At 64.6% G+C, this 13,090-nt stretch carries 6 protein-coding genes; 5 read left to right on the forward strand and 1 reads right to left on the reverse strand.

Annotated features, from left to right (window positions below):
* Window positions 1-467: 467 nt before the first annotated feature.
* The 5 genes from ACWDX9_RS01420 (at window position 468) to ACWDX9_RS01440 (ending at window position 12,083) form a co-directional block, all read left to right on the forward strand.
* Complete coding sequence (locus ACWDX9_RS01420; RefSeq protein WP_449947636.1) at window positions 468-7,814, forward strand: RHS repeat-associated core domain-containing protein; 7,347 nt, start codon at window positions 468-470, stop codon at window positions 7,812-7,814.
* Between the two features lie 149 nt (window positions 7,815-7,963).
* Window positions 7,964-8,311 carry a hypothetical protein gene (locus ACWDX9_RS01425; protein WP_449947639.1) on the forward strand — a complete coding sequence of 116 codons (348 nt, stop codon included), beginning with the start codon at window positions 7,964-7,966 and terminating at the stop codon, window positions 8,309-8,311.
* A gap of 662 nt (window positions 8,312-8,973) precedes the next feature.
* A complete protein-coding gene (locus ACWDX9_RS01430; RefSeq protein WP_449947642.1) occupies window positions 8,974-10,194 on the forward strand; it encodes a WD40 repeat domain-containing protein in 1,221 nt (406 codons plus the stop codon).
* A 150-nt stretch (window positions 10,195-10,344) separates the two neighbouring features.
* Window positions 10,345-11,118, forward strand: coding sequence for a transposase family protein (locus tag ACWDX9_RS01435; RefSeq protein ID WP_449947644.1), 774 nt, complete (start codon window positions 10,345-10,347; stop codon window positions 11,116-11,118).
* A 311-nt stretch (window positions 11,119-11,429) separates the two neighbouring features.
* Window positions 11,430-12,083 carry a hypothetical protein gene (locus ACWDX9_RS01440; protein WP_449947647.1) on the forward strand — a complete coding sequence of 218 codons (654 nt, stop codon included), beginning with the start codon at window positions 11,430-11,432 and terminating at the stop codon, window positions 12,081-12,083.
* A 124-nt stretch (window positions 12,084-12,207) separates the two neighbouring features.
* On the opposite strand, the gene ACWDX9_RS01445 is transcribed toward ACWDX9_RS01440, so the two are convergent.
* Window positions 12,208-13,086, reverse strand: a complete 879-nt coding sequence (locus ACWDX9_RS01445; RefSeq protein WP_449947650.1) for a MazG nucleotide pyrophosphohydrolase domain-containing protein — start codon at window positions 13,084-13,086, stop codon at window positions 12,208-12,210.
* Window positions 13,087-13,090: the final 4 nt, after the last annotated feature.

Genomic DNA, 13,090 nt, shown 5'->3' on the forward strand with positions numbered 1-13,090 from the left:
GCGGGCGGGTGTGCGGCGCTGCAGGCGGCGGGTCGGATTGGCGGCCAGCAGGTCCTGGGTCTGGGCGCGTGGGGCGAAGGGCGCCGCTGGGCAGAACTCCCGGATAGTACAAAGACGTCACCTTACGGAGTGTCACATACCAGTTAGGGCTGTTATCCGTTTTGTGATGATCGCGTGTCTTGCCGGGAACGTCGTATTTTCTTACGTTGATCGTCGGAATGTGATCAGCTCCGAGCCGCGCGACCCGGAGGGCCGTGGCGGAGAGCGACGGTTGGTGCCTTTGTTGGTGTCCTTCGTTGTGGTTCGGAGTGTGATAGCGCATGCGCCGGGTTTCGTCATGGCGTCGTTCGGCTGGGATGATCCTTACGCTTGCCGGGTTAGCGCCGGGTCTGCTTTTGCTGCAGGCGTCACCGGCCGCGGCTGTCCCCACGGTGGGCGCGGTGGCTGACCTTGGTGCCTTACCCGCAGTGCCGCAGCAGATGATGGGGTCGGCCACGACGCTGCCGCCGTTGGTGCCCGCGACCGAGGTTCCGGCCGCGGCAAAGCCGTCGAACGGGTGGCGCTCGGAGGTCCAGCGGCCCAAGGGAGCGGTGCCGCTGGAAGACCGCACGGTGGATGCGGCGGCGTCCTCATCTGAGGATTCCGGGCTGCCGGCGGGGACGTTGCGGGCCGAGGCGGCCGATCGGGCGGTCATGGCGGTGCCGACCCTGACGAATTGGTATCCGGCGCAGGGGCACCTGGTTGATTCGCTTACGCCCGCCTTGCGGGCGTGGGGGCTGAGCAACAACTCCAGCACCTCGAAGCTGTCGTATTTGTTCAAGCTGTGCGACAACGAGGCCATGACGACCGGCTGCACCGGCTCCGGCACGTATGTGGCGGGTAACGCCAACAGCTGGAGTGTTCCGGCGGCCGGGAAGCTGGCTTGGGGCAAGCAGTACTGGTGGACGGTCACGGTCAAGGACTCCTACGACTCCTCCACCACCACCTCGCCCAAGCTGACGTTCCTCACCGGAGTGCGGCAGCCGACGGTCACCTCGTCTCTGGCCTCCGCAGGGGTGGCCGGACAGGAGTTCAACCAGCAGAGCGGTAACTACACCACCACCGCGACGGATTTGCAGGTGGCGACCGCAGGGCCGCCGCTGTCGGTGGTGCGCACCTACAACAGCATGGACCCGCGCACCGATGGCATGTTCGGGGCGGGCTGGTCCACCCGCTGGGACATGAAGGTCGTCAAGGAGGTGCGTGGCACCTCCACCTCGGCGCTGGTCACCTATCCGGAGGGGCGGCAGGTGCGCTTCGCGTCGAACGGGGACGGGACGTTCCAGCCGCCGCCCGGCATGTACGCGACGCTGGCCGAGGAGAGCGGCGGTTGGCGGCTGAGGGACAAGACCAACGCCACCTACCTGCTCAATACCGCCGGTCGGCTGACGAAGATGACCGACCAGCGGGGACGCAGCAGTGAGCTGACCTACGACACGAACGGGAAGCTGTCGAAGGTGACCGGGGCCGGGGGTCGGTCGGTGACGTTCACCTGGCAGGGCAACCAGGTCGCGACGGTGTCCAGCGACCCGGTCGATGGCAAGGCGCTGACCTGGACCTACGGCTATGACCAGGGGCGGTTGACGCAGGTGTGCGCGCCGGTGGCGGCGCCGAACTGCACCGCGTATGAGTACGGGAGCGGGTCGCTGTATCGCAGCAGCGTGCTGGACTCCGACCCGTTCGGCTACTGGCGGCTCGGCGAGGCCAGCGGCAGCGCGATCGACCTGGGCTGGGGCGCGGGGGATGCCACCTATGACAGCACCGCCAAGCGGGCCCAGCCGGGCGCGCTGGCCGGCACGACGGACGGCGCGGTCGAGCTGACCACCACCACCGGGGTGCGGCCCAAGGATGGGATCGTGCCCAAGATCGGCACGTACGCGACCATGGAGGCCTGGTTCAAGACCAGCTCCACCTCCGCCGGAACCGTCATGTCACTGCGCACCAGCAGTAACGTCAAGGAGGAGGTGTTCGGGGTCGGCACCGACGGCAAGCTGCGCAGCTCCTACCAGCCGACCGCCACCCCGATCACCACCGCCGCTGCGGTCAACGACGGCGCCTGGCACCACGCGGTGCTCACCGTCTCCGGCAACCTGCAGACCCTGTACCTGGACGGCGCGGTCGTCGGCACACTTACCGCAACCATCACCGGCACCGAGAACCGGTACATCACCACGATCGGCGAGATAGCCGGTCTGGTGGACGAGGTCGCCATCTACGACCGCCCGCTCACCACGAACGAGGTGCAGCGGCACTACGCGGCCCGTGCCGCGGCCCCGAACAAGCTCACCAAGGTGGCGCTGCCCTCCGGCAGGGTGCACGCGGTCAACACCTACGACGACAAGACCGACCGCATCGCCACGCACACCGACGCGGACGGCGGCACCTGGAAGATCGGCACCGTCGGGATCGAGCAGCAGTCCGGCGAAGCGCAGGTGACCGTGTTGGACCCGGACAACAAAGAGCTCAAGTATCTGTATGACGCCTGGCGTGGCTATCGCATCCGCGGTGTGACCGACCAGCGGCAGTTCACCACCTGGTACGAGTACGACCAGGCGGGCTACTTGACCAAGGTGATCGACCGCAACGACATCGCCAACGACATCTACCAGGACGAGCGCGGCAACACGGTGGGCCGGAAGTACTGCCGGGCGCCGGGCGAGTGCGCGATCGAGTACTGGACCTACTACCTCAACGAGAACGACCCGTTCGACCCGCGCAATGACCAGGTGATCGCGTATCGGGACGGCCGGTCGGCGAGCGACACCGACCCCACCCACGCGACCACGACGGAGTACAACAGCTTCGGCGAACAGACCAAGGTGACCACTCCGGCGACGTCGGACTTCCCGCAGGGCCGCTCGGAGAGCATCGCCTACACCGACGGCACCGAGCCGGCGGTGAACGGCGGCACCACCCCGGCCGGCCTGATCAAGACCAAGACCGACGCGCGCGGCAGCAAGTGGCACTACCGCTACACCGCGGCCGGTGACCTGGCCGAGCAGAGCGACCCCAAGGGGCTGGTCACCAAGCTGGAGTACGACGTGCTCGGCCGTATGATCGCCAGCACACGCATCTCCGAGGCCTTCCCCGCCGGGGCGAAGACGACCTTCGCCTACGACGGCTGGAACCGCCTGACCACCTCCACCGCTCCGGCGGTGAAGAACGAGATCAGCAACGTCACGCACACCACTCAGACGCGGACCGGCTACGACCCGGACGGCAACCCGCTGACGGAGACGATCGCCGACCTGACCGGCGGCGACCCCGAGCGCACCACCACGTTCACCTATGACACGCACGGCCGCCAGGACTCAGTCACCGGCCCTGAGGGAGGCGTGGCCCGGCAGGAGTGGAACCACCGCGGCCAGGTCATCCGCATCACTGACGCGCGCGGCACGGTGATCGAGCAGGCCTACACCGTCCGGGGTGAGCTGTATACCAGCACGCTGAAGGGTTGGACTGGCAGCCCGGTCAACCCGCAACCGGCCAAGGACGTGCCGCTGGAAACTCGCACCTACGATGCGGGCGGACGGCTGACGTCCATGGTGGACGTGATGGGCCGCAAGACTACCAACGCCTACTGGATGGACAACCGGCTCCACGAGCAGATCGCCGACGACGCCATGCTGAACGGCTCCACCGCACCTCGTGACGTGGTGGTCAAGGCCGAGGAGTACGACGCGGCCGGCAACCTGACCGAGCAGATGACCGGTAACGGCATCACCATCAACACCTTCGACTATGACGCGGCCAGCCGGCTGATGGAGCAGGTGCTGGACCCGGGCAGGCTGGCCCGCGCCACCGAGTTCGTCTACGACGAAAACGGCAACGTCCTCAAGAGCACGCGAACCGCGGCGGGCACCAGCCGCAGCGAGTCCACGAGCTACGCCTACAACGAGCTCAACCAGCTCATTAAGCAGACCGTCGAGAACGGTGCCCAGGACATCGTCTCCACCACCGACTATGACGATCGCGGCCTGCCCGTCGCCAGCACCGACCCGCGTGGCAACGCCGAGGGCGCAAATGCCGCCAACTACACCACCACGATGCGTTACGATGCGCTGGACCGGCTGGTGGAGACCGTCGCTCCCGAGGTACAGGTGGACAAGAACGGTTCGGCGAGCGCGGCACGGCCGTCCGCCCGGGTGGGCTACGACGCGGTAGGCAATCAGACACATCAACGCGACGCCGAGGGCCGCACCTCCGTCTCCACCTACGACAAGGCCGGGCGATTGACCAGCGCGGCGGCGCCCTCGTACACGCCGCCCGGCGGCAGCGCGATCACCTCGATCGTCCGCCACGCCTACGACGCGGCCGGGCAGCGCAAGAGCACCACCGACCCGCGCGGCTACGTCACGTCCTACGACTACGACCAACTCGGGCGTCAGGTCCGGGTCACCGACCCCGCCGCCGAGGGTCAGGCCGCAGGCACGTGGGTGAGTGAGTATGACATGGCCGGGGAGAAGCTGGCAGACGTCGACCCGACCGGAGCCCGAACCCAGGCCACCTACGACGACCTCGGCCGCCAGATCACCGCCACCCAGATCGAGCGCAAACCCGCCAACACCAGCTACATCACGAAGATGGAGTACGACGACGCCGGCCAGCTGACCAAGCAGACCATGCCCGGCCCAGGAACCGGCACTAAGGTCACCAGTTTCGAGGTCAATGCGGCCGGTGAGACCATCACGGCAACCGACCCGGCGGGCGCGAGCACCATGGAGTACGACCTGGCCGGACGCCTGGTCAGAACCACCAATGCGAACGACAACGCCAGCGTCGCCGAATACGACCTGGCCGGCCGCAAGACCACGACCAAGGACCTGGACAAAACCGGCGCGGTGCTGCGCACCTACGAATCGGGCTACGACGCCGCGGGCAACCCGATCAGCGCCACCTCACCCGAGGGCCATGTCACCCGGCAGACCTTCGACGCCCTGGGCCGCCTGACCTCGCGCATCGAACCGGTCTCGGCCAGCCAGTCGATCACCACCAGCTTCGGCTACGATGCCACCGGCGCCCGCACCCGCATCACCGACGGGCGCGGCAACACCACCTGGACCAGCTACAACAGCCTCGGTCTGGCGGAAACAGTGACCGAGCCGTCCACAACGGCGCACCCGAACGCGGCTGACCGCACCTGGACCCACCTCTACGACGAGGCCGGCAACCCGACGGCCACCATCCAGCCCGGCGGGGTCCGCACCGACCGCATCTACGACCACCTGAGCCGCCTCACCAAAGAGAGCGGTGCGGGCGGCGGTGCCACCACGGCCGAACGCACCTTCGGCTACGACCTGGCGGGCCGCCGCACCGCCGCCAGCGACCTGATGGTCGACTACAACGATCGCGGCCTGCCCTTGAAGGTCTCGCGCGGCACCACCCAGGAGAGCGCCTACGTCTACGATGCGCTCGGCAACACCACCCAGCGGATCGACGCCGCTGGCACCGCCACCTTCACCTACGACATTGCTAACCGGCTCAAGACCGCCACCGACCCGGTCACCAGCCGCACCCTCACCTACGGCTACGACAAGACCAGCCGACTGGAGACCATCACCGCCACCAGCGGCACGGCCAGCACCCAGATCATCGGCTACGACGACATGGACCGGGTCACGAGCCAGACGCTGAAGAACGGCTCTGGTGCCCAGCTCGCCGCGATCGCCTACAAGTGGGACAAGGACGACAACCTCACCACCAAGACCACCGCCGGCACCGCCGGGGCGGGCACCAACACCTACGGCTACGACCACGCCGGACGCCTCACCTCCTGGACCGCCCCCGGCGGCGCGACAACCGCCTACGAGTGGGACGCCGCGGGCAACCGCACCAAGGCCGGGAACGCGACGTTCGCCTACGACGAGCGCAACCGCCTCACCTCCGGCGACGGCACCGACTACACCTACACGCCGCGCGGCACCCTGGCCACCAGCACCAAGGCGGGCACCACCACTCCCCACACGTTCGACGCCTTCGGTCGGCTCATCGCCGACGGCGACAGCCTCTACAGCTACGACGCCCTCAATCGGACGACCAGCCGGATCCGCGGCACCGCCAAGCAGACTTTCGCCTACTCCGGGCTGGGCAACGACCTGGCCGCCATCAGCGACAGCGGCGGCACCGTCCAGGCCAAGTACGCCCGCGACCTCGCCGGCGGCCTGCTCGGCCTGAAGGAGGGCACCGGCGCTTCAGTGGCAGCACTCAGCGACCTGCACGGCGACCTGGTGGCCACCTACACCACCAGCCTGCAGACCTCGACCGCCTACGACCCGTTCGGCACCGCCACCGCCCAGACCGGCACAAAGACGCAGCTCGGCTACCAGGGCGAGTACACCGACCCGGACACCGGCAAGGTCAACATGCACGCCCGCTGGTACCAGCCCGGCACCGGCACCTTCACCAGCCGTGACACCGCCACCCTCAACCCCAATCCGTCGGTTCAGGCCAACCGCTACACCTATGCCAACGCCTCACCGATGACCGGCACCGACCCCACCGGCCACGCCACCGTCATCGACAGCGGCTCGATCGGTGGATCCGGCTACGGCGGTTCTGGCTACAGCAGCTCCGGGTCGAGTGGCGGCTACACCACCATCCCCGCAGGCAGCTACAGCAACGGCGGAAGCAGCGGAAGCGGAACGTGCATCGGGAGCTGTGGCAGAGAAGATATCGGAGGCGGAGCAACTGCCTGCGACATCCAGTCCTGCGGAAGCGCTACCGTCGACCCGAGCTGGGCCCGGCTGATCGAGCTGGAGAACGAAAAGAAATTCTGGCTCGGAAAGGACGAGGTTGAGAGGCTGGGCTTGGAAGTCATGCCCAACGGCCGCCCTGTCGACCAGCCCAACTTCTGGTTCGCCAGCGAAAAGGTACAGAACGAATACATGGCGAACTGGTCGCCCACGATGACTGACAGGCAACTAGCATTCAGCTGGGTGAAAGCGGGCGGGCTGGAAAGCTTCACAGCCATGGAGAAGGCAGCCAAGAAGAATTCAAACGACGCAAGGCTTGGCGAATACCGGAAGATAATGCGGCAAGCCCATGCCCTCAACCTCACCAGACAAGGGGGGTTCGCAAAGAATCAGGTTAAGCTCAATGGAACCGCAGCTTCTAAATACTATTATTTCAGCAAGTATAAGGATATTATCTCATACAAAACTTATATAGTAGATGCTGCGCGGACTCACAAAATTAAGCCCAGAGTTCTGGCTGCGCTCATCATGTGGGAAAGTACACACGCGAGCGAAGGTGGCACGACCCGGTTTCATGCAGAGCTAGCCATGGCGGGAGATGCCTTTAAAAATGGCGGATGGGGGGCATCAATCGGGGTCGCACAGCTTGAGCTCTATAAAGCAATGATCATGCTGCGGAAACATTTCCCGAAGCAGTGGGAAGGCAAGATCAGTATAGACCGGGTAAAGGAACAGTTGTTGGATCCAAAGCAGGCCATCTGGCTAGCTGCTGCATGGCTGAGACACCTCAAGGAGACAATTAGTTACGTGCCTAGAGGAGAGACTCGGAAGCGGAATTTAAATGACGAGGAGGCGGCAATCGCCTACTGCGGCTGCTCTGGGGTGACGGTAAATAGCAGAAAGAAGCTCTTTGAACCCAAGCAGAACGCCGACGTCTTCATCGCGTGGATGCAGTCAAACAAACTAGATCGCACTAATCCCGATGACGGGATTAACAGGCGTAGGGATCTGGAGGAGCTGATGGCGGCAGGAAACGCGGGTGACGAATATTTCAGGTGCGCCATGGACCCGGCATGTCGATAGATCCGAAAGTCTTCAGAATGGCGACCCGGAGAACGCTCGGAGCGGCGCGGAGGCTAGCGGCTATTTTGTTTGGGTCAGCTCTCCTCGTATCTGGATGTGGTTTTTTCCCCCCGCCTGTTGACCGCGTACCCACTAACGCTCTGGATGAGGTGCGCAGTATCGGAGTGGTCCGAGGAGAGGGAAGTAATGAAGTCGGCCTTGCTGGCGAGGCCGAAGAGGTTCATACCTTCGTCATCGATGTTGGACAGACGAGTGCCAGGAGGGCGCTCGATAAAGCAGTTGAGGACATCGGCAAACGTCAGTGGGAAATTCTTGGCGAGAAGCAGCCGTCGATGGTCTCAATGAAGTCCACACGATGGGACGCCCATTTAACCGTAACCCCATTTTATCCAATCTATCTGGAACACCATCCCGAAATCCTGCAGACCATCCAGGGCGAATCGGTGAAAAAGGAAGGCCTTGTGATCGTTAAGATCGACGTTTATCAAGCTGGTTGATATGCGCCTGCTTCCTGTGGGGCCCTTGTCGCTGGGAACCACCGCTCGCGTGATTTTGATGGTGAGTAGAAGGAGCGTTTGCCGGTCAGTTTGGACAGCACTCGGGGGCCGATCGGGCCCGGAATGTCGGTGAGAAGTAGCAGCACCTGGAGGCTCGACTACTCGCCTTATGTGTTCATTTGATTGCTGAGAGGGTGTGGCTGAACTTTTGATCTTGGAGAGCAGCAATCTGGAGCAGCCGGCACAAGAGCCGTGATATCTCTTTGGCCCACAGCCCAAGTACGGCCGGAAGGGGCAGCCGGTCGACATAGAGTCTGATATCGGGCAGCAGCCACTACGGGAGACGGGGAGCTGCATCTAATGTAGGCGCTCCCGTCTTCTGGTGCCGCCGAGCGGGACGCAGGCGGTGAGCACGTTCCACACAGTTGGCCCCGAACCTTAGGGCGTGTTTGAGAAGATTGTTTATGTTTGGCGTGACGGCGTGACGAGAGGCGTTGATGTGTCAAGTAGGAGGTGCATCCGTGGTACGGGCTTGAGGCCTGCAAACCCCCGAACAGCTCCGCTATCACACGCCCGTCTCGCAGAGCCGTTCCTGCGCAGGCTGCGGTAAAGCGTCAGCTCTTCCGGAACAAGGATCCCGGCCGCTACAGTGACGCCTGCCGGTGATCACGATCATGACTCCAGGGCAGAACGCCTGGAAGGACGAGGAGATGGCGCGACGTGCAGTAAGGATGGGTGCCGGAACGCTGGCGGTCGCGCTGGGTCTCCTGGTATCAGGCACGTGCTGGCATACGCCCGGGGTGATGGCGACGCCGGTCGCCCTCGCTGGCCAACCTGCCAGGTCTGCATCCCCTCCAGACGCTCCGCCCTTTGGAAGTGAGCTGCGCGGACCGTTGAAGGGTCACACACGCGGCATCAGCGCGCTCGCGGTCGGCGAGCGCAGCGACGGCACCCGAGTCATCGTCTCTGCCGGCTTCGACAAGACGCTGCGGGTGTGGAGCCTCGACACAGGCAAGCCGCTCGGCAGGCCCATCACCGGCCATCACCGGCCGGCGTACGACGTGGCGATCGGCAAGCGCAGCAACGGCACTCCTGTCATCGTCTCCGGCGGTGAGGACGGCACCGTACGGATGTGGAACCTCGACACCGGCAAACCCTTGGGCAAACCGCTCAGAACCGGACACGCGCTCGTCCACGCGGTCGCCGTCGGGAAGCGCAGTGACGGCACGCCGGTCATCATCTCCAGCGGCGAGGGCCGCAAAACGGTGGCGCTCCACATGTGGAACCTGAACACCGGCAAGCTCATCGGCAAGCCGTGGTGGGGTCACTATTCCGGCGTCATGGACATCGAGGTCACCAAGCGCGCCGATGGGTCGCCAGTCTTTGTGACCGGCAGCACCGACGCAAGGATGCGGATCTGGAACCTCGACACGCGTAAACCCATCGGCAAGCCTCTCAACACCTGCTTCACCTGCATGGTGTACGGGATGGCGATCGCGGAGCGCAGCGATGGACAGCGTGTCGTGATCTCGGCAGAGGTCCCGAACTTCCCCCTGGACGAGGGAAGCCCACCAGCGACGCTGCGCATGTGGAGTCTGGAGTCGGGCCGGCCCCTCGGGGAGCCCCTGACGCATGAAGGTGATGCCCACCATCCTGTCGTCGTGGCGACCAAGGACGGTGACGGCACCCCGGTCATCGTCTCGGGTGGCAACGACCGCAACGTGGTGGTACGCAACCTCGACACCGGCCAACCTCTTAGCGGCCCCTTCACCGGCCACACCGACAACGTCAGCGCTCTGGCTGTGGGCACACGCGAGGACGGCACCCCCGTCGTCGTCTCCGGCAGCCTCGACACCACGATCCGGATATGGAGTCTCGCCTGAGCAATCCATCACTGAATCTTTTCCAACCTCCATGGCCCATCCCCTGATCACAGCGTGATCCCGAAGCCGCCGTTCGGCCGGTGACGTGAGAAAGCTCCTGGTAGACGGGTTGATCACCACAACCCACACCGTCGCAACCAGGAGCTTCCGGTGCTGTTCTACCGTGCTGCCGTCGATTTGTCGCATCGGACCCTGAACTACGTCGCCGGGATGATCCGGCGTCACCGGAAGGGGATCGGGTCGCTCTGGCGGAGGCTGAACCCCGGGCAGCAGGCCCTGCTGGTCCTGGTCTACCTGCGCAAGGGCGAGACCTTCGCCGAACTCGGGGCCGGCTTCGGCGTCTCCACGGCGACCGCGTGGCGGTATGTGGAGGAGACCGTGGCGCTGTTGTCGGCACGGTCGCCCAAGCTCGACAGGGCGCTGCGGAAAGCCAAGCGGGACGGGCTGCACTATCTGGTGCTGGACGGCACGTTGATCCGTACCGACCGGATCAAGGCCGACCGGCCGTATTTCTCCGGCAAGCACCGGGTGCACGGCATGAACGTGCAGGTCATCGCCTCACCGGACGGGACGATCCTGTGGACCTCGGGAGCGCTGCCAGGTAAGACACATGACCTGAGCGCCGCCCGGATCTGGGGCATCCTACGAGAACTGGAGAAAGCCGGGATCATCGCCCTCGCCGACAAGGCGTACCAAGGCGCCGAAGGCCCAGTTGTCACCCCATACAAGGGCAAGGACAAGCCCGAGTCCCAGAAGCAGGCCAACCGCGCCCACGCCAAGCTCCGCGGACCCGGCGAACGCGCGAACGCCCAGCTGAAGAGCTGGAAGATCCTCCGCAAGCTACGCTGCAGCCCTTCCAAAGCGGGCCACTTGTGCAAGGCCATCGCCGTCCTTCAGAACCACCGCGTCGCGCAGGCCGCGTGAGGTTGAAATTGGTTCACTGACGCGAGGCCGGGTAAGCCGCGAAAAGCGCGTATCCCAGATTGTCAGGACTTAAGTCTGTGAGGTGGGTCCGACACGCGCACGGCGGCTCGACCGATCCCAGGGTGTTGGTGAGCGCGCGCCGCCCCCATCGCTACCCCGCTAAACCCTGACCCCACTCGGCTCGCGGCAGATAGATGGCCGCGCCCGGACCCGCCCGCACGGGAGTCCGGGCGCTGTGGGGCACTGGCATGGTGACGGCGAGGCCATTGTGACCCCTGCGAGGCATGCCGAGCGGGCGGTGCCAGGTGAGGATGCGACTGTGGTCAGCCTCTGGCCGACGGCTTCCAAAACCTGAGAGGTGCACAGTGGAGCACAAAATACGCTTCCGGTCGGGCTCGCTCGTGGTGCTTGAGGGGCTGGATCGCAGCGGGAAGTCGACTCAGCGTGAACAGCTCTCAGCTCTCGACTGGGCCGCCCCTGGCCCACTGTTCACACACATGCCGTCTGGCTTGACTCGCGTGACAACGAGCATCTACGCACTCACCGAAGGTGTCGAGATCAAGTCGTCGCTAGCACGCCAGCTGTTACACCTTTCGTGTCACGCCGAGAACATCACCGCAATTGCTGACGCCCGTCGCGCCCGTGGCGTTGTACTCGATCGATGGTGGTGGTCCACTGTGGCCTATGGCTGGTATGGCGGCAATCTAGCTGACGCCGGGGTAGATGAAAGCTCGTTCTTTGGACTGATCGACTCCGTCTGGGCGAGCCAGCCAGCCGACGTCGTCTTCTTGTTCACCTCGCCCTTTGTAAGGGATGAGTTGAACCGCGACCAGGTTCGACGCAGTTACACGGATCTCGCTCGTAAGCATGCTTCCATCACGGTCGAGGTGCCTCGTGCGGACGAGGCGACGACTACAGCCTTCCTCCTTGAGCAGTTGGCTTTGCGGAAGCTGGTGACGGTGTAGCCGCGGACGACCCTACGTAGCACTGCACTGCGTTCTCAGAGTGATAGACCGCAGTGAGCTGCAGGACACGCCTCCGCCATGACCTCGCGCGATGTTTCCATTCGCCCGTGTCGGTGCTCTGACCTCAGTCGGCAGGCATGGGAGAAACGATGAGCGTCTGGGCGTGCATGTCCAGATCGATGACACCACCACCGGCTTGGCGCAGCTGTCGCCAAGCGGAGTAGCCACCCAGGATGGCCTTCTCCCAGTCAGCAGCACGATGGGCGGAGACTTCCAGGTGCCCAACCATAAAGTTGATGGTGTCGAGTAGCTCGTTGTCGATGCGGGCCTTGCCATCCAGGTAGTTGTGACGGCTGGCGTAGGAGAACACGAGTGCGGAGATGCCTTCCTCGATGGCGATGGCTCGGCCGCCGTCTTCCGCTTCGTCGATCTGAGGGTTGGAGCGGCGCTTGCGCCCAAGAAGGGCTCGCATCACCGGCGACCAGCCAAGGACCGCCGCGTAGGACAGGTGGAAGATGTCGTGCATCTTGTAGTCGTCGTTGACGTGGGACGCGTCGGTAAGCGGGTCTCCCACCGCCACGCCATCCCAGGTGAGCATCGACTTCGTGACGCCGTTCACTTCAGCGAGACGAAGAATAAACCGCGCGGTACGTGGGAGCTGCTCTTCGGGCGGATAATCCTCATCGAAGGGAATCTGATCTGCGGTGGTCGGCCGCCAACGATCAGCGATCTTGTGCAGGTTGGCGACTGCGACATCGGTTAGATCGAGGCCGGCCTGCTCGGTGAGTACGGCCAGGTACCACAGGGCATCGCCGAGCTCCTCCCGCAGTTGCGCTTTGAAGGTTGGATTGGCGCGCCCGTCACGTAGTTGCTTCTTGTAGGCGGTGGCAACGGCGCCGACCTCACCGATCAGCCCCAGGAGGGGCACGGCTACAGCGTCCGCACCTGCTTCTACCTGCTGAAGCGTCTTGCAGGCGGCCCGCTGGTAGTCGTTCAGGTCCACACTC

The sequence above is a fragment of the Nonomuraea sp. NPDC003201 genome (assembly GCF_053590415.1).